Below are 19,576 nucleotides of genomic sequence, written 5' to 3'. Positions count from 1 at the left end.
AAATGACATGATACGCCGAATGCTCCGGGCACCGCGCCTAGGGCGCGACCGGAGCCGACCGGATGCGCTTGCCGCAGATGCTCTGGGCGTTCGGGAAGTCGCAGGGGCGCCGCACGAATCGGGGCGGCACCCCACTTAATCTCACGGGCGCTTCAGCAGCACCTGGTCGATCAGCCCGTACGCCTTCGCATCCTCGCTCGACATGAAGTTATCACGGTCGGTGTCGCGCGCGATGCGCTCGACGTCCTGACCCGTGTGCTGCGCGAGCAACTGGTTCAGCCGCTCCTTCAGGTAGAGGATTTCGCGCGCCTGGATCTCGATGTCCGATGCCTGGCCGCGTGCGCCGCCGAGCGGCTGGTGAATCATCACGCGCGAGTTCGGCAGCGCGAAACGCTTGCCCTTCGCGCCCGATGCGAGCAGGAACGCGCCCATGCTGGCCGCGAGGCCCATGCACAGCGTCGACACGTCCGGCTTGATGAACTGCATCGTGTCGTAGATCGCCATGCCGGCCGACACCGACCCGCCCGGGCTGTTGATGTACAGGCTGATGTCCTTGTCGGGATTCTCGCTCTCGAGGAACAGCAACTGCGCGACCACGAGGTTGGCGGTCTGGTCGTTCACTTCACCGACCATGAACACCAGGCGCTCCTTCAGGAGACGCGAATAGATATCGTACGAACGCTCGCCGCGGCCGCTCGTTTCGACGACGATCGGCACCAGCCCCAGCGCTTGCGCCTCGAAACCTTGCGGCGCGTTCGAAGCAAGCATGTCCAGCAATTCAGCGCGAGTGATCATTCAATGAACCTTGTTCGAATGGAAAATTGAACGGAAGGAAGCCGCCCGCTCAATCGCCATATTAATGGCAACCGTGCGCTTGACGTAAAAACGGCGTGCGGGCCGTCGCTCCGACAGCCGGCACGCCGCTAGAGCAACACTTACGCTTGCGCCGATGCGCTCGCGAGTGCTTCGAAGCTCACTTCCTTGTCCGTCACCTTCGCCTTGCCCAGCACGAAATCGACGACGTTGCTTTCAACGACGAACGCTTCCATCTCGGCGAGGCGCTGCTGGTTCGAATAATACCAGCGGACCACTTCCTTCGGGTCTTCGTAGCTCTTCGCGAACTCGTCGACTTCCGCGCGGATCTGTTCCGGCTTCGCTTCGAGGCCGTTCGACTTCACCAGCTCGGCCAGCACGAGGCCCAGCTTCACGCGGCGCTCTGCCTGCTCGGTGAACATCTCGGCCGGGATCGGTGCGTCCTTCGCGTTCGGCACGCCGCGCTGCGCCAGATCCTGGCGAGCCATTTCGACGAGGCGTTGCTGGTCCTGCTCGATCAGCGCCTTCGGCACGTCGAGTTCGGAGATCTTCAGCAGCGCGTCCATCACCTGGTTCTTGACGATCGATTGCGTGCGGCGCTTCGCTTCACGCTCGAGGTTTTCCTTGATCTCGGCGCGCATCTTCGCGAGATCGCCGTCTTCGATGCCGAGCGACTTCGCGAATTCACCGTCGATTTCCGGCAGGTGCGGCCACTCGATCTTCTTCATCGTGACCGTGAACTGGGCCGTTTTGCCTGCGACGTCCTTGCCGTGGTAGTCATCCGGGAACTTGAGGTCGAACGTACGCTGTTCGCCGACCTTCAGGCCCAGCGCCGCGGTTTCGAATTCCGGCAGCATGCGGCCTTCGCCGAGCACGAACGGGAAATCTTCGGCCGTGCCGCCCTGGAACGCGACGTCGTCGATCTTGCCGACGAAGTCGACCGTCACGCGGTCGCCGTTCTTCGCCGCGGTGTCCGCGCCGCCGTCGCCGTGCTCGCCGGCTTCGCCGCGTGCGTGGAAGTGCACGCGCTGCTTGCGCAGGATGTCGAGCGTGCGGTCGATTTCGGCGTCGCCGATCGACGTCGTCGAGCGCTCGACTTCAGCCGTCGCCAGATCGCCGATCTTGACTTCCGGGTAGACCTCGAACGTCGCGTCGAACGCGTATGCATCTTCAGCCTGCTCCTGCTTCGGCTCGAAGCTCGGCTGGCCGGCGACGCGCAGGTTTTCCGCGCGGCTGATCGTGAAGAATTCCTGGCCGATCTTGTCGCTCAGCACTTCCGCTTCGACCTGACCCGCGTACTGTTGCGCGACCATCTTCAGCGGCACCTTGCCCGGGCGGAAACCCGGCATGCGCACGTTCTTCGCGAGTTTCTGGATACGGGCGTCGATTTCCTTCTGCACCGTGTCTTTCGGCAGGGAAATCGTCACGCGGCGTTCAAGCTTGCCGAGGTTCTCAACAACGTTAGCCATGGCTTCAATCGTCCTAAAATTATTCGAGCGAATCGGGTTTTCCTTGCCGTGCCTGCCTGCGGCGTGATGTGCGTCACATACACTCGCCGCGCCGGAGCGCCACGCCATCCCTGCACGCGCCGGATGGCTAGCGCAAGCGGCTCGGAGCACGGCTTTGGCCGGAAGAATCGACTATTCTAGCAAACAATTTTCCTCACACCGCCAGATCGGCGCGACGCGCGTGCGTCCGCACCGCGCCGGCAGCCCTTCGCACGGCAATGCGCGCGGATCGCCGCTATGCCGCATGCCGTATCCACCACGGGCCCGCCATCCTGTAAGCTCCGAATGAGGGTGCACCGCCGTCGCGCCCCAATATTCTTCACACCAATCACGCCTTCCGGAGACACCATGCCGCAACACCCGTCCGCGCCTGTCGTCGTCATCGCGCCCGATTCGTTCAAAGGCTCGCTTTCCGCCGAGCAGGTCGCGGACGCGATCGCCACCGGCATCCGCCGCGCCCGGCCCGACGCCGTCGTGCGCTGCTGCCCGATGGCAGACGGCGGCGAAGGCACGCTCGACGCGATGCTGGCAGGCGGCGGCACGCGGCGCACGCTGCGGGTGGCCGGTGCGTCGCTCGCGGCACGCGACGCGGCGGTCGGCGTGATCGACGCGCGCACCGCGATCGTCGAAACGGCCGAGATCGTCGGCATCACGGATCCGGTCGGCATGAGCGTGCCGGTCGACGCGCGCAGCACGCGCGGGATGGGCGAGGCGATCCGCACGCTGCTCGACGAAGGCGTGCGCCGCTTCTTCGTCGCGCTGGGCGGCAGCAGCACCAACGACGCGGGCGCCGGGCTGCTCGCCGGCCTCGGCCTGCAGTGCTTCGACGCGGGCGGCCAGCCGGTCGAGCCCGTGCCGTCGCGGCTCGCCGACATCGCGCGCATCGACGCGTCGGGGCTCGACCCGCGGCTGAAGGAAACCGAATTCATCGGCATGTCCGACGTCGACAACCCGCTGACGGGCGCGCACGGCGCAACCGCCGTGTTCGGCCCGCAAAAGGGCGTGACGCCCGGGCAGGTCGCCACCCTCGACGCCGCACTCGCCCGCTTCGCCGACCTGCTCGAAGCCGCGCTCGACCGTCGCGGCCGCGACCTGCCGGGCGCCGGTGCCGCGGGCGGCCTCGGATTCGCGCTGCACATGCTCGGCGCGCAATTCGAAGCGGGGGCCGAGGTGGTCGCGCGGCAGGTCGGGCTCGACGCGGCGCTCGCCGGCGCGGGCTGGCTGATCACCGGCGAAGGCCGCTCCGACGTACAGACGCTGCACGGCAAGGCGCCGTTCATCGCGTGCCGCCACGCGCAAGCCGCCGGCGTACCCGCGTCGCTGCTGTCCGGCGCGGTCGACCCGGCCGCGCTGCCCCGCCTGTCCGAACATTTTTCCGGCTGCTTCTCGCCGGCTCCCGGGCCGATCACGCTCGACGTCGCGATCCGCGACGCGGCCAATCTGCTCGCGAACGAAGCGGAGCAATTGACACGCCTGAAGTACGGCGCACACTGACCGTTGACCCGAGCGCGCGATACAGGAACAATCGGGCCCGCCCTTTTTCTTCAGGATTCGACATGAAAGGCCGTCAAGCCGGGCTCGATCAGTTTCTGACCTATCGCCTCCACGCGCTCACGAAGCGATCCGACCGCGGGATCGGCGAGGTGTACCGGCACAAGCTCGACATCTCGCTGCCCGAGGCGCGCGTGATCGCCGCCGTCGGCGCCTTCGGCCCGTTCTCGATCATGGATCTGGCGCGCCACACCAATCTCGACAAGAGCCAGGCGAGCCGGGCAGCCGAGGCGCTGCTGCGCCAGGGGCTGCTCGAACGCAGCGCAAGCGAGGAGGATGGCCGGATCGTGTTGATCGCGCTGACCGCCGACGGCCGCGCGCTGCATCGCAAGATCATGCCGATCGTGCGCAAGTGGAACGATGGCTTGCTCGCATGCCTGTCCGACAGCGAACGCCAGACATTCGAGCGGCTGCTCGACAAGGTCGTCGCGCACGCAATCGAGCGGGACGACTGACCGGCACGCGGGCACGACACCCGCGGTATTGATCCGATGAATTCGACGGGCCGCCCCGGTCGCCACACCCGCGACGCGGGCGGCCCGCTTTGCGTGATGCGCTGCGCGCGGCAACCGGATTGCAGCGCGCGACCTCGCCGGCATCGCGCATGCAGCGGCCCCGCCCGCGCTTACAGCCCGCTGTTCGTCGCCCGCTGGCGCAGCAGCCCGAGCACCGCGTCGCAATACGGGGTCGGCACGTCGAGCTTGCGCCCGAGCTCGGGAAACACACCGAGGATCGGCCCGATCTCGAGCGCGCGGCCCGCTTCGAAATCCTGCAGCATCGACGTCTTGAACGCACCGAGCTTGCGCGTGACCGCGATCCGCTCGGGCCCGCTCATCCCCGTCGACAGGCCGAGCTTCGCGCCGATCGCGGCCGCCTCCTCCATCATCCGCAGCGCGAGACCCTGCGTGAACGGATCGTCGAGCAGCTGCTCGGCCGTCGACCCCGTCAGCGCGCTCAGCGGATTCATGTTCATGTTGCCCCACAGCTTCGTCCAGATCTCGGCCCGGATCGCCGGCGTCGACTCGACGTCGAAACCGCCCGCCGCGAGCGCCGCGGCGAACCGGGCAGTAGCCGTATCGAGCCGCGCATCGGGCGCCCCGACGATCAGCCGGTTGCCGCGCCCGCGGCGCACGACGCCCGGCGCATCGGTACTCGACGACAGGTGGACGACACACCCGATCGCCTGTGCGGGCGGCAACGCCGCCGACACCGCGCCGGCCGGGTCGACCGCATCGAGCGGCACGCCGTCGAGCGCGCCTTCGAGCCCGTGTGTGAACCACCAAGGCAGCCCGTTCATCGCCGCGACGATCACGGTGTCCGGCCCGACCAGCGGCGCGATGCGCGCGGCCAGTGCCGGCAGTGCCTGTGCCTTCAGCGCGATCACCACGTAGTCCTGCACGCCGAGCGCGGCCGCATCGTCACTCGCTCGCACCGGAACCGACGACGTCGTGCCCGCCTCGTCGATCACGCGCACGCCGTGCGCGCTCAGCGCGTCGAGCGTCGCGCCGCGCGCGTACGCGCTCACGGTCATCCCGGCCCGCGACAACGCGGCCGCGAGCAATCCGCCGATCGCGCCGACCCCGACCACCGCCGCGCGCACCGACCCTGAATTCGTGTCGTTCATGATGGAATTCCGTCTCCTGGGAGCTGACGAGCATAACGCTCAATGGTTGCGGGCACAACCATTCACGCGCCGCCGTGCGACGCACGGCGTTCGCATGCGTCAGCGCGGCTCGCCGCCGGCTTCCACCGGTTCGTCGTCGGCCGCGCCGCCCGTCGCGCCGAGCACGCCGGGGATCTGGCTCTTGTCGTGCATGCCGAGCTTGCGGTATGCGCAGCGCAGGTAGTGGCGCACGGTCGTCGGCGAAATCGCCATCTGTTGCGCGACTTCCTTGTGCGAGCGCCCGGCGCCGTAATAGCGGATCGCCGCGAGCTCGCGCGGGCTCAGGCGGTCGAGCAGCGAGCGCGGCCGCGCCTCGATCTGGAACAGCCCCGCAACCGGCACGCACTGGATCCGCAATGCATCGCCGACGAACGGCTGGCCCGGCTGGCGCCGCAGGTGCGCAACGAGCGGCTCCGGCACGCGTGCACCGGCCCATGCCGGCCATTCGGTGCGCAGCACGTCGTCGAAACCATGATCGGCGTGATGCAGCACACCGAAGTTGTCGCACAACGCGCGGGCGGCCGGCGCAACCGCATCGCCGCGCTCGCGCGTGAGCTGCGCGGCGCGATTGATGGTCAGCGCCGCCGCGAGATGCGGAATCACTTCCTCGAAACGGCGCGCATCGTCATCGCTGAACGGACGGTTCAGGCCCTGTCGGTAGATCGACATGAACGTCGTCAGGCCGAAACGGCGATCGAGCGTGCACACGCACATCAGCTGCGCGAGCCCGTACTTCACGCACCAGTCGCGAAACCGTGCATCGAGCCCCGGCTCGACGACCGACAGCCGCACCGCGTGGCCGTGCGCGCCGCGCAGCGTTCGGTGCGCGAGCGGGTCGCAATCGCGCACGCGCTTCCAGTCGCTGAAGAACGCGTGCGGCAGACGGGACAGGAAACTGTTGTGCATCACCGGGCCGGTCGGCACATGCGTCGCGACGCCCGTCCACGCGGCGTCGAACGGAATGAGCGCCTGCAGCAGCGAAAAGAAGCGGTATTCGAATTCGCCGATGCCGGACCGCGCGGCAACCGCGTACAGGTCGAGCAGCATCAACCCGAGTTCGCGCTGCGATGCGTCGCCGCGCGTGACGCCGTCGAAATCCGCACGCCGGGGCGGCAGCGGCGGCCAGGCGAAGTCGTCGAGCACGATGGCTGCCGGCACGTCACGCAGCGCTTCGAGATCCTGCCCGATATCCGTCGTGATCCTCACCTTCCGCTCCCCTGCCCGATCGGGCTGCTGACGTGCCCAACGACACCGGCCGATTATAGCGACCGGCTTTTTTGACGGGCCCCGGTGCCGGAACCGGCACCAGCCCCATCCATTTGAACGGTGCGCGGCACGTTGCTGCTCCGCAGCACGCCGCGCGACGTCAGCGCGTCGCGACCATGCCGCGCACCTCGGGTTTTCCGCACCGTTCATCTGTACGACTGTTCGAAGGTTTTCCCGCTGCGGACACTGCGTCGCGACAACACCAACGACAAACCGATGCAGGACGGTATGGAGAACCCCACGTGACGAAACCCCGCTTCATCCGCACGGCCGCGGCCGTCGCGACGCTTGCCGCGTGCAGCGCCGCCGCGCATGCGCAGTCGACCCTCACGCTGTACGGCGCGCTCGATGCCGGCGTGCAATACCTGACGCATGCCGACGGGCGCCATTCGGCCGTGCAGTTGCAGAACTACGGCATCCTGCCTTCCCAGGTCGGCCTGAAGGGCAACGAGGATCTCGGCGGCGGCTGGCGTGCGCTGTTCAAGCTCGAACAGGGCCTCAACCTCAACGACGGCACCGCGACCGCGCCCGGCTACGCGTTCTTCCGCGGCGCGTACGTCGGCATCGCCGGGCCCGTGGGCACCGTCACGCTCGGCCGTCAGTTCAGCGTGCTGTTCGACAAGACGCTGTTCTACGACCCGCTCTGGTACGCGTCGTACAGCGGCCAGGGCGTCATCGTGCCGATGAACGCGAACTTCATCGACCACTCCGTCAAGTACCAGTCGCCGACCTTCGCCGGCTTCGACGTCGAGGCGCTTGCCGCGACGTCCGGCGTCGCCGGCAATACGCGCGCCGGACGCGTGCTCGAACTCGGCGGACAGTACACGAGCAACGGCCTGTCGGTCAGCGCGGTGCTGCATCAGGCATACGGCGATGTATCGGTGGCCGACGACACGTCGGCGCGCCGCCGCGAACTCGGCACGCTCGCCGCGCGCTATGCGTTCGCCGCACTGCCGCTCACCGTCTACGCAGGTGTCGAACGCCTGACCGGCGACCTCGACGCCGCGCGCACGATCGTCTGGGGCGGTGCGCGCTACCTGACACCGAACGGGATCGGCCTGAACGCCGGCGTCTACCACACCGACTCGCGCGCGCCGGCCATCGGCCACCCGACGCTGTTCATCGCGAGCACCACGTATGCGCTGTCGAAACGCACCGTCGCCTACGTGAACCTCGGCTATGCGCGCAACAGCGGCCAGAGTTCGCAGACCGTCTACGAATACGACCCGACGCCGCTCGCCGGTGCATCGCAGTTCGGCGCGATGGTCGGCATGTACCACCTGTTCTGATTCCCCACACGAGACCCCGCCATGAAAACCCTGTCCCCGGATGCCGCACTCCCGCCCGACGGCCGCGCATCGACCTTCGCGCGCTCGACGCTCGTCGCGCTCGTCGTGTTCGCGGCCATCACGCCGCTGCTGCTGCTCGTGGCGCCCGCCGTCGCCGGCCAGCTCGCGACGCAGCTCGGGCTGTCCGCCTCGCAGATCGGCACCTACTTCTTCGTCGAACTCGGCGCGTTCAGCCTCGCGACCGTGCCGTCGTACCTGTGGCTCGGTCGCATCGACGCACGCCGCGTGGCCGCGTTCGCCATCGCGCTGTTCGGCGCGGGCAACCTGCTGACCGCGCTGTGGATGCCGGGCTTCGTCGCGCTGCTCGCACTGCGCGCCGTGACCGCGCTCGGCGGCGGTTCGCTGATGGTGCTCTGCATGACGAGCGCCGCAACGAGCGAGAACAGCGACCGCGTGTACGGCCTGTGGGTCGTCGGCCAGTTGATCGCGGGCGCGATCGGCCTGTTCGTGCTGCCGCATGTGTTCGCGGCATTCGGGCTGCGCGCGCTGTATGTCGCGCTCGCCGGGCTCGCGCTGCTCGCGGCACCGCTGTCGCGCGGCTTCCCGTCGTCGCTGGGCGCGCGAACCGCGCCTGCGCAACACGCGCGCGGCGCGGCACGGACGCCGCAAGGCTCGATCGTGCTCGCGATCGGCGCGGTGCTGACGTTCTATCTCGCGATCGGCAGCGTGTGGACGTTCGCAAGCCGTGCCGCGGCCGAAGCCGGGCTCGATCCGCAGTCGACCGGCAACGTGCTCGCGATCGCGAGCGTGATGGGCATCGCCGGCGCGGCGCTCGCGTCGTGCGCGGGCGGCCGGCTCGCGCGGCGCGCCATGCTGACGGCCGGTTACGCGCTGCTGGCGGCCTCGCTCGTCGCGCTCGCCGTGATGCGGCAAGCCGGCGGTTACAGCGCGGCGATCTTCGCGTTCAAGTTCGCGTGGACGTTCGTCCTGCCGTTCATCCTCGCGACCGTCGCGCAGATCGATACGTCGGGCCGCCTCGTGGCCACGCTCAATTTCGTGATCGGCGCCGGCCTCGCTGCCGGCCCGTTGCTCGCCGGGCTGATGCTCGACGCCGGCGGCACGATGCACGCGCTGTTCACGGCCGCGACGGCCGTCGCGATCGTATCTTTCGCCGCGCTGCGCCACATCGATCGCCGCACGCACGCCTCCGTTTCCTCCCAACCGTGACAGGTCTCGCACATCCATGAATCGCACTGCCTTCTTCACCGACGAACGCACTTTCTGGCACACCGGCGGCACGCATGCGCTGTTCTTCCCGGTCGGCGGCTGGGTCCAGCCGCCGTCGAGCGCGGGCTACGCGGAATCGCCCGATTCGAAGCGCCGTTTCCTGTCGCTCGTGCAGGCCTCGGGCCTGGCCGCGCAGCTCGACCTGCGCGGCGCCGAACCGGCAACGACCGCCGACCTGCTGCGCATTCATCCCGCGCACTATCTCGATGCGTTCCGCGCACTCAGCGACGCGAACGGCGGCGACCTCGGCGATCTCGCGCCGTTCGGCAAAGGGAGCTACGAGATCGCCGCGCTGTCTGCCGGCCTCGCGATCGCGGCCGTCGATACGGTCGTCGGCGAGCGCGCGGCCAATGCGTTCTCGCTGTCGCGGCCGCCCGGCCACCATTGCCTGCGCGATCGCCCGATGGGCTTCTGCATGCTGGCGAACATCCCGATCGCGATCGAGGCCGCCCGCGCGAAACACGGCATCGAGCGCGTCGCGGTGATCGACTGGGACGTGCATCACGGCAACGGCACGCAGTCGATCTACTACGACGATCCGGACACGCTGACGATCTCGCTGCACCAGGACCGCTGCTTCCCGCCCGGCTATAGCGGCGCGGACGATCGCGGCGAAGGCGCGGGCGTCGGCGCGAACCTGAATGTGCCGCTGCTCGCGGGCAGCGGCGACGATGCCTATCGCTACGCGTTCGAGCGGATCGTGCTGCCGGCGCTGGCGCGTTTCCGGCCCGAGCTGATCGTCGTCGCCAGCGGCCTCGACGCGAGCGCGGTCGATCCGCTCGCGCGCATGCAGTTGCATACCGACAGCTACCGGTTCATGACGCGTGGGGTGAAGGATGTCGCGCAGCGCCATTGCGGCGGGCGGCTCGTGATCGTTCACGAAGGCGGCTATTCGGAGGCGTACGTGCCGTTCTGCGGGCTCGCGATCGTCGAGGAGCTGGCCGGCATTCGTACCGACGTCGCCGATCCGATGCTCGACCTCGCGATCGCGCAGCAGCCGGGCGAGCGGTTCATCGCGTTCCAGCGCGGGCTGCTCGACGAGCTGGCGGCGTCGTTCGGGTTGTAATGCGCGCTGACGAATGCGCCGGGGCCGGCGCGCGGCGGCCCTCTTGCGCGATCGGAGCGGATGGGGTCTCCTGTGCCTTTATCCCCGTTCCGGCCCGAAGCCGTACTCTTCCGATGAAATCGTCCCCGCGCGACAACAATGACGATGCCAAGACGCGCCGCCAGCCTTCGAAGCTGGCCCTGAACATCGCCGCCGTGACGGTCGGCCTCATCACGTTCGCGCTCGGCGCGGCGTGGGTGATCTATAGCTGGATCGTCGATCGCGAAGCGCAGTATTTCGCGATCCCGCTGGTTTTTTCGGTGCCGGTGATCGTGGCGGTCGCGATCCGGAGTTTCTGGGAGTAGACGCGCCTGAAACGGCGAAGCGCCGCGAGTCGGGTGACGCGCGGCGCTTCGTCGGGCTTGTTCTGGATAACGCGGCGAGTCCCTCGACTCGCCTGCGCGCCGGTCACAGGCCGGGACGCGGGCACGGATTGGAGACCGCGCCCTGATACCCACCGGTGACGGCGCCCAGCACGGCGCCGGCCAGCGACGTGCCGAGCGCTTTCAGCACGTTTTCGGTCGACAGCGACTCGCCGCCCGACATCACCCGCCCCGAGTACGCAGAGCACGCCGACGTCGATGCCGCCGCGTGCAGCGGCCTGGCGCTCCATGCGACGTTGTCGGCAGGTGTATTGGCAAATGCCGGCGCGGCCAGCATCAGCGCCAGAACGGAAATCGGGATGCGTACGGTGTTTTTCATCGGTGGCCCCTCGGTGTTGTCGTACTTGCTGTATTCGATCGCGCTGACGATGTTACACGCGGCCGAATTCGAGGGTGCACTCCTCGTACGGGCTGCATGTCCGCGAACAAGACAGGCATCAACAAAAAAAGCGCTGCGGTCAGCCGACCGGCAGCGCTTTTTCGGGAACAGCACCCTGACGAGTGCATGTTCGACTTCTGGTGCGTGAGGCCGGACTCGAACCGGCACACCCTTGCGGGCGTCAGGACCTAAACCTGGTGCGTCTACCAATTTCGCCACTCACGCGCATTTTCCGTCGCCTGACTACGCGGCACGCAAGCTGCGTTGCCGCGCGCCCGGGACATCGCGCCGGCCTCGAGCCGGCACGCCCGATCAGGCGAGCGCGAGATTCTACCCGATCCGGGCGGCGTTGTCTCGCCCCGCCGGCACCCGTCGTGCGGCGGTGCTAGAATGCCGCGCTCGACGTTTCGGCAACGCGCCGCCGCGCGTCCCCCGAACCCGCCCCCACACGATTCCGCCCGTGAACTTCGACGACTACTGTCAGCAAAAGGCCGCCCCTGCGGGCTCCAGCGTCTACTACGCGCTGCGTCAGGCGCCGCTCGCCACGCAACCGCGCCTGACCGCGCTGTTCGCACTGCGCCGCGAACTCGAGGAAACCGTCAAGGAAACCAGCGACCCGACCGTCGGACACACGAAGCTCGCGTGGTGGCACAAGGAACTCGCGGCGCTGGCCGACGGACAGCCGTCGCATCCGGTCACGAAGGCACTCGCGCAGCATCACCCCGCGATCGCCGCCGAAGCCGACGCGTTGCGCACGCTCGTCAACGGCTACGGGATGGATCTCGAACAGGCGCGCTACCTCGATTTCGCGAATCTGCAGCGCTACATCGCGCAGGTCGGCGGCACGTTCGCGTCGCTGGTCGCGCGCGCCAGTTCGGCGAACCCGGCCGACCCGCAGCCGTGGGCCGCGGACGCCGGCCGCGCGCTGATGCTCGCGCAGTTCGTGCAGGAACTCGGCAACGACGCACGCCACGGCCGCATCTACCTGCCGATCGACGAACTGCAGCGCTACAACGTGACGGCGGCCGACCTGCTGAACCGTCGCTACAGCCCGGCGTTCACCGAGCTGCTGCAATTCCAGACGGCACGGGCGCGCGAAGCGCTTGCGGCCGCCGAAGCGGCGATCCCCGCATCCGGGCGCCGCGCACAGCGCACGCTGCGCGCGCAGATCGCACTGGCCGGCGCGCTGCTCGACGAAATCGAGCGTGACGACTACCAGGTGCTGCACCAGCGCATTGCGCTGACGCCGATCCGCAAGCTGTGGATTGCGTGGCGCGCCGCGCGCCGCCGCTGAACGTCACGACGCATCACGCCTTCAACAACGGCAGCGTGTCGAAGCGCTGCTGCAGCACGCGCGTCGCATCGAGCCCCCACCACGGCCCGAGCACGGTCGCATAAAGCTGGCGGAAATCGACCGCGACCGGCAGGTTGCCGTTGCCGTCGAGCCGCCCGAGCGCCGGCGGTGCGCCGTACAGCCCGCCGGCCACGCGACCGCCCATCACGAAATGCGGCGCGGCCGTGCCGTGATCGGTGCCGTTGCTCTGGTTCTCCCGCACGCGCCGCCCGAATTCCGCATACGTCATCACGAGCGTCTGGTTCCAGCGCCCGAGTTCGATCAATGCGCCGCGCATCGCGCTCATCCCTTCCGCGAACTGCTTGAGCAGCGCGGCCTGCTGCCCCGGCTGGTTCTGGTGCGTGTCGAAGCCGTTGAGCGTCAGGCGCAGCACCGCGACACCATCCTGCGCGCCGGGCCCGGACGCTTCGCACGCGGCCAGCACCTGCATCGCGGTCTTCACCGACGTGCCGAACGCGCCGGCCGGAAACGCCGTCCGGAATTCGCGCATCCCGCCACGCGGGCGCAGCCGGTCGGCGGCCTTCACGATGTCGTTCTCGACGTCGATGATGTGTGCGAGCGCGGGGTTCTGTTCGCGCAGCGACGACGGCTCGGCGAGGCGGGCCGCACGGATGAACTGCGCGGGATTGACGAGCGCGATCGCGCGCGCGCCGTTCGCGAGCGGCCCCATCTCGGCGCTGCCGAGCACGACGCCGTCCGCCGCGAACCCGGGCGGCACCGGCGCCTGCGCGAACGTCCGCGTGAGCCAGCCTTCGTGCAGGTACTGGTCGGAGCGTGACGCGGTATCCCAGATCTCGATCGAGCGGAAATGCGACAGGTTCGGCTGCGGATAACCGACGCCCTGCACGACCGCGACCTGCCCGTCGCGCCACAGCGGCATCAGCGGCGCGAGCGACGAATGCAGCCCCGTGTGGGCGTCGAGTTGCAGCACCTGCTCGCGCTTGATGCCGATGCTGCGCCGGAACTGGTAGTACAGCGGATCGGCATACGGCACCACCGTGTTGAGGCCATCGTTGCCGCCCTTCAGCTCGACGAGGATCAGCACGTTCGCATACCCTGCCTCCGGCTGCCGTCCGGTGGCAGCCATCGCGGGCGCCTGCCACAGCGACACGCCGGCTGTGGCCGCGGCGCCCGTCAGCGTCAGAAAATCACGTCGGTTCATCGCGCATCCTTTGGTTCGCCGCCCGGCACCTTTGCCGCACCGGCTCCCCGCTTCATCGTCGTTCGAATCATTTCAGTTGATAGGCCGGATCCATCAGCAGCGCCTCGAGATACGCGCTGCCGGTCGAATCCGTGTCGATCGCCGCGACCGGCGAAAGCTGCAGCACCGCGTGCTGCAACTGAAGCTCGGTCGACAAGCCCGCGATCGCCTGCGGCCGCGCGCGATATTGCGCGAGCCAGCGTTCGAGGTCGAAACGCAGGCCGCCGCGCGCGGGCCTGGCAGGCGCCGCGCGCATGCCGGCGGCGGACGCCGCATCGACCACCGGCATCGCGTGCGCGCGGACATTCGGCGGCGGCACCGTCGCACGCGCCGGCGGGTGCATGCCGGCCGTCTCGGTCGCACGGAACAGTTGCTCGACGAACTGCTTGCGCGCGAGCAGCGTGGTGCTGTTGATCCACAGCGCGCCGCCCGGCCAGCCCTTCACGTTCGGCGGATAAAACAGGTTCTGCCCGAGCGTGCGCACGGTGTTCGCAAGCATCTGCGGATCGCCGTACGCAACGTCGAACAGCCGTACCGAGCCGACGACGAATTCCGCCGGCGACTTGACGAGCACGCCGCGATTGCGCGGGTCCCAGAAGGCGTCGGTCGACCACAGCGCGGCGAGCGCCGCGCGAATGTCGTAGCCGCTCGAGCGAAACCGCTCGGCCACCGCATCGAGCGCGCCAGGATCGGGCGTATCCGACACGAACTCGCGCCACAGCTTGCCGGCGATGAAGCGCGCGGTACCGGGCCGCTTCAGCAGGATGTCGAGAAAGCCGTCGCCGTCGAACGGCCCGGTTTCGCCGAGGATCGTCTTGTCGCCCGCATCGTGCCATTCCGGCCGCACCTCGAAGCGCAGCGTGTCGGGATCGACCGTCCAGCCCGTCATCGCGCGCGCGGCTTCGGTCACGTCGTATTGCGTGTAATGCCCTTCGCCGAGCGTGAACAGCTCCATCACCTCGCGTGCGAAGTTCTCGTTCGGGCGGCCCTTGCGATTGCTCGCGCCGTCGAGATACTGAAGCATCGCCGGATCCTTCGCGACCGCGTGCAGCAGCACGCCGAAGTTGCCGAGCGCCTCGCGGCGAAACAGCGCGTTCTGCGCGGCCATCGTCTGCGGGTAAGGCACCTTGTCCTGCCCCGACGTGAAGTGCCCGTGCCAGAACAGCGTCATGCGCTCGGTCAGCGGCGACGGCGTGACGATCATCTCGTTGATCCAGGCCGCGCGCAGCGCATCGTAGCGGACATTGCGTTCGCGCTGCTCGTCGCGCCGCATGTCGGGGGTCAGCGCCTGGCGTTGCGCGCGCGTCGGCGGCAACTCGGCGATCCAGTCCGGCCACGTCGTGACGGGCTCGCGCCGAACACTGCCGAGCGTGTCGGCCACGACCTGCGCGCGCGTCATGCCGACGATGCGCGCGACATCGGCGGGCGCGGGAGAAAAACCGGTACGGCTCAGGAAAAACAATGCATCGTCGGCGTCGAGCGGCGACTGCATGGCGGGCGACGGCGCCGGTGCGGCAGCGTTCGCTTTCATCGTCATGGACTCCCGGTGCGCACCGGCGGTGCGGATGCCGGTACAACGGCAATCGGCAGGCGAAAGTTGACGGAAAAATTGCTACGAATCTTTTCCGCGCGATGGATCGCGTTGTGATCCGCAGGGCGAAGACGGCGCGTCAGCGCTTGTACAGCTCGCGAACGGCGTCCTCGATGTGCTGGCGCAAAAGGTGGCGCTCCTCGGGCGTCATGTGCCCGTCGCGGCGGCGCTGTTCGAGATCGGGAGGCACGGCGGAACGAACCGTCATCTCGGCGGTACGATCCGACTGCGGCGCTTTGCCGCGCGGCAGCTTGCGCGACGATGCGCCCTGCTCGGGGCGCTGCGCATACGCGAAGTTCGACGCATACGGACCGGCGAGCGCGATCGTCAGCATCAGTGCAATCCGGGCAGATCGCATGACCGTCCTCGCTTCTTTGGTCGATTTGTTCCCTTCGTCACGCGGCAACCGGTTACCTCTGGTACTTGAAAAACCCTGCGGAATTCGGGTGTGCAAAGATGAATGATGGAGTGCAGGGGAGTATCTACCGAATTTCGGCTTCGAGTAAAGGAATCTCTATAGCCTGCCTTTACTCGGCGCGACACTACGGGTAAATTTTGTAACCGACTGTAACGCACGAAAATACGCGGCCGTGCGTCAATTCCCATTCGCGATAAGATGCCGATCATGGAAACGAAAAACCCCTCCAAGATTCTCGTCGTCGACGACGACCCGCGCCTGCGCGATCTGCTGCGCCGCTATCTCGGCGAGCAGGGTTTCAATGTCTACGTCGCCGAAAACGCGACCGCAATGAACAAGCTCTGGGTCCGCGAGCGTTTCGACCTGCTCGTGCTCGACCTGATGCTCCCGGGCGAAGACGGCCTGTCGATCTGTCGCCGCCTGCGCGGCAGCAACGACCGCACGCCGATCATCATGCTCACCGCGAAGGGCGAGGACGTCGATCGCATCGTCGGCCTCGAGATGGGCGCCGACGATTACCTGCCGAAGCCGTTCAACCCGCGCGAGCTCGTCGCGCGCATTCATGCGGTGCTGCGCCGCCAGGCGCCGGCCGAGCTGCCGGGCGCACCGTCGGAAACCACCGAGGTGTTCGAGTTCGGCGAGTTCTCGCTGAACCTCGCAACCCGCACTCTGACGAAATCCGGCCAGGAAATTCCACTGACGACCGGCGAATTCTCGGTGCTGAAGGTATTCGCGCGCCATCCGCGCCAGCCGCTGTCGCGCGAGAAGCTGATGGAGCTCGCGCGCGGCCGTGAATACGAAGTGTTCGACCGCAGCCTCGACGTGCAGATCTCGCGCCTGCGCAAGCTGATCGAACCGGATCCGGGCAGCCCGCGTTTCATCCAGACCGTCTGGGGCCTCGGCTACGTGTTCATCCCGGACGGCGCCGCCTGATCTTTTTCCTTTCCGGTTTCGCCCGCCCACGGCCCGTCCCATGCGTATCGACCGGCGCCTCCTGCAGCTCGCGTTCGGCGGGCTGTTCTGGCGCACCTTCCTGCTGATCGCGCTGCTGATCTCGGTCAGTCTCGCCGCGTGGTTCCAGAGCTTTCGTGTGATCGAGCGCGAGCCGCGCGCGCAGCGCGTGGCGCTGCAGCTCGTCGCGGTCGTGAAGCTCACGCGCACCGCCCTGCTCTATTCCGATCCCGACCTGCGGCGCGCGCTGCTGCAGGATCTTGAGAGCAACGAGGGCGTGCGCGTGTACCCGCGCGAAAAGACCGACAAGTTCAAGCTGCAGCCCGACGAATCGCTGAACCGCCTGATCGAGCACGACATCCGCAGCCGCCTCGGCGACGATACCGTGATCGCACAGTCGGTCAACGACATTCCCGGCGTGTGGATCAGCTTCAAGATCGACGACGACGATTACTGGGTCGCGCTCGACCGCGACCAGCTCGACAACGTCACGGGCCTGCAGTGGGCCGGCTGGGGGTTGTTCGCGCTCGCGCTGTCGCTGTTCGGCTCCGCGTTCATCACCAGCCTCGTGAACCGGCCGTTCTCGAGGCTCGCGCTCGTCGCGCGCCAGGTCGGCTCGGGGCAGGCGCCCGACCCGCTGCCCGAGCGCGGGATGGGCGTCGCGGCCGACACCAACCGCAGCTTCAACCAGATGGTGCGCGACCTCGAGCAGCTCGAGGCCGATCGCGCGCTGATGCTCGCGGGCATCTCGCACGACCTGCGCACGCCGCTCGCGCGGCTGCGGCTCGAGACCGAGATGAGCCCGTCCGACCAGGCGACCAAGGACGCGATGGTCGACGACATCGAGCAAATGGATCGCATCATCGCGGCCTTCATCGACTACGCGCGTCCGACCCAGCGCAAGCCGGAGCCGGTCGACCTGTCGTCGATCGCGCACGAAGTCGCTGCGCGCGTGTCGGGCGAGGACGGCGTCCAGATCCGCACGCGGCTCGCGCCGAACGCCGTGATCGAAGCCGACGAGACCGACATGCGCCGCGTGATCGGCAACCTCGTCGAAAACGCGCGCAAATACGGCCAGAGCCGCGACGACGGCGTGTCGCGCATCACGCTCGAGACGCGCGTGACGCACGCGCGCGTCGAGTTGTCGGTGAGCGACGAGGGCCCCGGCATCCCCGAGGACCAGCTGCCGCTCGTGATGCGGCCGTTCTATCGCGTCGACACGGCGCGCACCAAGGCGGACGGCACGGGGCTCGGGATGGCGATCGTGCTGCGCCTCGTCGGCCGCTATCGCGGTGCGCTGCGCCTGCGCAACCGCAGCCCCGACGCGGGTCTCGAAGTCACGCTCGAATTCCCCGGCGCCGGCAAGGCACGTGCGACGGCGTGACGCGCTCGCATAGGCCTGCCGCCCTTCACACTATCGATCCGGTTGAAAAAAACTATGGATGACGTTAGTCAAAATCTATTGAAGCGCCTTAATAATAGTGTTACAGTTCCACCCATGCTGTCACACCATCGTTGCAGCACCGAGGTAGCTTGACTCAGTCTTCTTCCCAACTCATACAGGAGTATCCGCATGAAAACCGTTGGCGATAAACTCGAAGCTTTCACCGTCGTGGCCGCGAAGCCGGGCTTCAACAACCACGAAGAAAACGGCCAGTCGGCATTCGAGACCGTCACCGAAGCGTCGTTCCCGGGCAAGTGGAAGATCATCTACTTCTACCCGAAGGACTTCACGTTCGTGTGCCCGACGGAAATCGTCGAATTCGCAAAGCTCACGAAGCAGTTCGAAGAGCGCGACGCCGTCCTGCTGGGCGGCAGCTCGGACAACGAATTCGTCAAGCTCGCATGGCGCCGTGAGCACAAGGACCTCGACAAGCTGAACCACTACTCGTTCGGCGACGTCAAGGGCGAGCTGATCGACCAGCTCGGCGTGCGCGACAAGGAAGCCGGCGTGGCCCTGCGTGCAACGTTCATCGTCGATCCGGACAACACGATCCAGCACGTTTCGGTGAACAACCTGAACGTCGGCCGCAGCCCGGAAGAAGTCCTGCGGATTCTGGACGGCCTGCAAACGGACGAACTCTGCCCGTGCAACCGTGCAGTCGGCGGCGCAACGCTGTAAGCGCATCGATGCACGAAGCCCGCGGCGCACGTCCTGCCTGCGGGCTTTTTTAACGGCCAACCCATAGGAGATATCAATGGAATTCATCGATTCGATTAAGGCACGTATTCCCGACTACGCGAAGGACATTCGCCTGAACCTCGACGGCACGATCTCGCGCTCGTCGCTCGAAGGCACCGACGCGGTCGGCGTCGCGCTGGCGGCGGCGATCGCGGCGAAGAGCACGGTGCTCATCAAGACGATCCGCGAAGCCGGCGTCCTGTCGCCCGAAGAGACGAACGCCGTGCTGACGGCGGCCGCGCTGATGGGGATGAACAACACCTGGTATCCGTATGTCGAGATGGCCGACGACGCCGACCTGAAGACGCAACGTGCCGAACTGCGGATGGGCGCGTACGCGACGCACGGCGGCGTCGACAAGCGCAAGTTCGAGATGTACGCGCTCGCCGCGTCGATCGTCGGCAAGTGCCACTTCTGCGTGAAGTCGCACTACGCGCTGCTGAAGAACGAGCAAGGGATGACCGTCACGCAGCTGCGCGACGTCGGCCGTATCGCATCGGTGATCAACGCCGCCGCGCAGGTGATCGCCGCCGAAGGCGAATAAGCGGTTGCGCCGCGCGCACCGGCGGCGATGCCGGGAGCGACGCCCGCTTCATACGAAAATGCCACGCTCATGCGTGGCATTTTCGTTTCCG

At 67.6% G+C, this 19,576-nt stretch carries 19 protein-coding genes and 1 tRNA gene; 11 read left to right on the top strand and 9 right to left on the bottom strand.

The window, feature by feature from the left end; genetic code table 11:
- Window positions 1-141 precede the first annotated feature (141 nt).
- Together clpP and tig are read right to left on the bottom strand one after the other, a co-directional pair.
- A complete protein-coding gene (gene clpP / locus DPV79_RS07410; RefSeq protein ID WP_010092137.1) occupies window positions 142-795 on the bottom strand; it encodes an ATP-dependent Clp endopeptidase proteolytic subunit ClpP in 654 nt (217 codons plus the stop codon).
- 140 nt (window positions 796-935) lie between these two features.
- Window positions 936-2,282: a trigger factor gene (tig, locus tag DPV79_RS07405; protein WP_042978235.1), complete on the bottom strand. Its 1,347-nt coding sequence runs from the start codon at window positions 2,280-2,282 to the stop codon at window positions 936-938.
- Between the two features lie 387 nt (window positions 2,283-2,669).
- Here tig and DPV79_RS07400 point away from each other — a divergent pair, with 387 nt between their 5' ends.
- Complete coding sequence (locus tag DPV79_RS07400; RefSeq protein WP_059651659.1) at window positions 2,670-3,815, top strand: glycerate kinase; 1,146 nt, start codon at window positions 2,670-2,672, stop codon at window positions 3,813-3,815.
- A gap of 62 nt (window positions 3,816-3,877) precedes the next feature.
- Window positions 3,878-4,327 carry a MarR family winged helix-turn-helix transcriptional regulator gene (locus DPV79_RS07395; protein ID WP_021160399.1) on the top strand — a complete coding sequence of 150 codons (450 nt, stop codon included), beginning with the start codon at window positions 3,878-3,880 and terminating at the stop codon, window positions 4,325-4,327.
- Window positions 4,328-4,497: 170 nt separating this feature from the next.
- On the opposite strand, the gene DPV79_RS07390 is transcribed toward DPV79_RS07395, so the two are convergent.
- Both DPV79_RS07390 and DPV79_RS07385 read right to left on the bottom strand, forming a co-directional pair.
- Entirely contained in the window at window positions 4,498-5,496 is a 999-nt protein-coding gene (locus DPV79_RS07390) for a 2-dehydropantoate 2-reductase (protein ID WP_113045101.1), read from the bottom strand.
- A 99-nt stretch (window positions 5,497-5,595) separates the two neighbouring features.
- On the bottom strand, window positions 5,596-6,741 hold the full coding sequence (locus DPV79_RS07385) for a helix-turn-helix transcriptional regulator (protein WP_113045100.1): 1,146 nt from the start codon (window positions 6,739-6,741) through the stop codon (window positions 5,596-5,598).
- A 302-nt stretch (window positions 6,742-7,043) separates the two neighbouring features.
- On the opposite strand from DPV79_RS07385, the gene DPV79_RS07375 reads away from it, so the two are divergent.
- The 4 genes from DPV79_RS07375 to DPV79_RS07360 all read left to right on the top strand — a co-directional run bounded on the left by DPV79_RS07375 (window position 7,044) and on the right by DPV79_RS07360 (window position 10,787).
- Window positions 7,044-8,090, top strand: coding sequence for a porin (locus DPV79_RS07375; protein WP_113045098.1), 1,047 nt, complete (start codon window positions 7,044-7,046; stop codon window positions 8,088-8,090).
- Window positions 8,091-8,111: 21 nt separating this feature from the next.
- On the top strand, window positions 8,112-9,317 hold the full coding sequence (locus DPV79_RS07370) for an MFS transporter (protein ID WP_113045097.1): 1,206 nt from the start codon (window positions 8,112-8,114) through the stop codon (window positions 9,315-9,317).
- A gap of 16 nt (window positions 9,318-9,333) precedes the next feature.
- The gene (locus tag DPV79_RS07365; RefSeq protein WP_113045096.1) at window positions 9,334-10,443 is read left to right on the top strand and encodes a class II histone deacetylase; all 1,110 of its coding nucleotides are present in this window, start codon (window positions 9,334-9,336) and stop codon (window positions 10,441-10,443) included.
- 113 nt (window positions 10,444-10,556) lie between these two features.
- A complete protein-coding gene (locus DPV79_RS07360; protein ID WP_021160392.1) occupies window positions 10,557-10,787 on the top strand; it encodes a hypothetical protein in 231 nt (76 codons plus the stop codon).
- 103 nt (window positions 10,788-10,890) lie between these two features.
- Here DPV79_RS07360 and DPV79_RS43270 read toward each other — a convergent pair whose 3' ends face one another.
- The gene (locus DPV79_RS43270) at window positions 10,891-11,358 is read right to left on the bottom strand and encodes a hypothetical protein (RefSeq protein WP_244321718.1); all 468 of its coding nucleotides are present in this window, start codon (window positions 11,356-11,358) and stop codon (window positions 10,891-10,893) included.
- A gap of 24 nt (window positions 11,359-11,382) precedes the next feature.
- A tRNA-Leu gene (locus DPV79_RS07350) sits at window positions 11,383-11,469 on the bottom strand.
- 235 nt (window positions 11,470-11,704) lie between these two features.
- Between DPV79_RS07350 and hpnD the strand changes: the two genes are divergently transcribed.
- The gene (hpnD, locus tag DPV79_RS07345) at window positions 11,705-12,538 is read left to right on the top strand and encodes a presqualene diphosphate synthase HpnD (RefSeq protein ID WP_059490014.1); all 834 of its coding nucleotides are present in this window, start codon (window positions 11,705-11,707) and stop codon (window positions 12,536-12,538) included.
- A gap of 13 nt (window positions 12,539-12,551) precedes the next feature.
- Here hpnD and DPV79_RS07340 read toward each other — a convergent pair whose 3' ends face one another.
- From DPV79_RS07340 to DPV79_RS07330, 3 genes are all read right to left on the bottom strand, one after another.
- Window positions 12,552-13,760 carry a DUF1501 domain-containing protein gene (locus DPV79_RS07340; RefSeq protein ID WP_113045095.1) on the bottom strand — a complete coding sequence of 403 codons (1,209 nt, stop codon included), beginning with the start codon at window positions 13,758-13,760 and terminating at the stop codon, window positions 12,552-12,554.
- Between the two features lie 67 nt (window positions 13,761-13,827).
- Window positions 13,828-15,330, bottom strand: a complete 1,503-nt coding sequence (locus DPV79_RS07335; protein WP_042975615.1) for a DUF1800 domain-containing protein — start codon at window positions 15,328-15,330, stop codon at window positions 13,828-13,830.
- A 139-nt stretch (window positions 15,331-15,469) separates the two neighbouring features.
- Window positions 15,470-15,748 (bottom strand): hypothetical protein, encoded by a 279-nt coding sequence (locus DPV79_RS07330; protein ID WP_011352385.1) that lies wholly within the window; start codon window positions 15,746-15,748, stop codon window positions 15,470-15,472.
- A gap of 258 nt (window positions 15,749-16,006) precedes the next feature.
- Here DPV79_RS07330 and ompR point away from each other — a divergent pair, with 258 nt between their 5' ends.
- The 4 genes from ompR to DPV79_RS07305 all read left to right on the top strand — a co-directional run bounded on the left by ompR (window position 16,007) and on the right by DPV79_RS07305 (window position 19,485).
- Window positions 16,007-16,741, top strand: coding sequence for an osmolarity response regulator transcription factor OmpR (gene ompR, locus DPV79_RS07320; RefSeq protein WP_006478565.1), 735 nt, complete (start codon window positions 16,007-16,009; stop codon window positions 16,739-16,741).
- A gap of 40 nt (window positions 16,742-16,781) precedes the next feature.
- Window positions 16,782-18,143 (top strand): ATP-binding protein, encoded by a 1,362-nt coding sequence (locus DPV79_RS07315; protein ID WP_021160387.1) that lies wholly within the window; start codon window positions 16,782-16,784, stop codon window positions 18,141-18,143.
- Between the two features lie 189 nt (window positions 18,144-18,332).
- Window positions 18,333-18,881, top strand: a complete 549-nt coding sequence (locus DPV79_RS07310) for a peroxiredoxin (RefSeq protein WP_006478563.1) — start codon at window positions 18,333-18,335, stop codon at window positions 18,879-18,881.
- A 76-nt stretch (window positions 18,882-18,957) separates the two neighbouring features.
- On the top strand, window positions 18,958-19,485 hold the full coding sequence (locus DPV79_RS07305) for a carboxymuconolactone decarboxylase family protein (protein ID WP_011352388.1): 528 nt from the start codon (window positions 18,958-18,960) through the stop codon (window positions 19,483-19,485).
- The last annotated feature ends 91 nt before the right edge of the window (window positions 19,486-19,576 follow it).

It is taken from the genome of Burkholderia reimsis, from assembly GCF_003294055.1.
Classification (GTDB): Bacteria; Pseudomonadota; Gammaproteobacteria; order Burkholderiales; family Burkholderiaceae; genus Burkholderia; species Burkholderia cepacia.
The sequence above is the reverse complement of the archived record's forward strand: the minus strand, read 5'-3'. Positions and strand labels throughout refer to the sequence as shown.

Coding starts and splice junctions, on each gene's coding strand:
- clpP (WP_010092137.1), bottom strand. CDS start 795: ATGATCACTCGCGCTGAATTGCTGGACATGCTTGCTTCGAACGCGCCG.
- tig (WP_042978235.1), bottom strand. CDS start 2,282: ATGGCTAACGTTGTTGAGAACCTCGGCAAGCTTGAACGCCGCGTGACG.
- DPV79_RS07400 (WP_059651659.1), top strand. CDS start 2,670: ATGCCGCAACACCCGTCCGCGCCTGTCGTCGTCATCGCGCCCGATTCG.
- DPV79_RS07395 (WP_021160399.1), top strand. CDS start 3,878: ATGAAAGGCCGTCAAGCCGGGCTCGATCAGTTTCTGACCTATCGCCTC.
- DPV79_RS07390 (WP_113045101.1), bottom strand. CDS start 5,496: ATGAACGACACGAATTCAGGGTCGGTGCGCGCGGCGGTGGTCGGGGTC.
- DPV79_RS07370 (WP_113045097.1), top strand. CDS start 8,112: ATGAAAACCCTGTCCCCGGATGCCGCACTCCCGCCCGACGGCCGCGCA.
- DPV79_RS07365 (WP_113045096.1), top strand. CDS start 9,334: ATGAATCGCACTGCCTTCTTCACCGACGAACGCACTTTCTGGCACACC.
- DPV79_RS07360 (WP_021160392.1), top strand. CDS start 10,557: ATGAAATCGTCCCCGCGCGACAACAATGACGATGCCAAGACGCGCCGC.
- DPV79_RS07340 (WP_113045095.1), bottom strand. CDS start 13,760: ATGAACCGACGTGATTTTCTGACGCTGACGGGCGCCGCGGCCACAGCC.
- DPV79_RS07335 (WP_042975615.1), bottom strand. CDS start 15,330: ATGAAAGCGAACGCTGCCGCACCGGCGCCGTCGCCCGCCATGCAGTCG.
- DPV79_RS07330 (WP_011352385.1), bottom strand. CDS start 15,748: ATGCGATCTGCCCGGATTGCACTGATGCTGACGATCGCGCTCGCCGGT.
- ompR (WP_006478565.1), top strand. CDS start 16,007: ATGCCGATCATGGAAACGAAAAACCCCTCCAAGATTCTCGTCGTCGAC.
- DPV79_RS07315 (WP_021160387.1), top strand. CDS start 16,782: ATGCGTATCGACCGGCGCCTCCTGCAGCTCGCGTTCGGCGGGCTGTTC.
- DPV79_RS07310 (WP_006478563.1), top strand. CDS start 18,333: ATGAAAACCGTTGGCGATAAACTCGAAGCTTTCACCGTCGTGGCCGCG.
- DPV79_RS07305 (WP_011352388.1), top strand. CDS start 18,958: ATGGAATTCATCGATTCGATTAAGGCACGTATTCCCGACTACGCGAAG.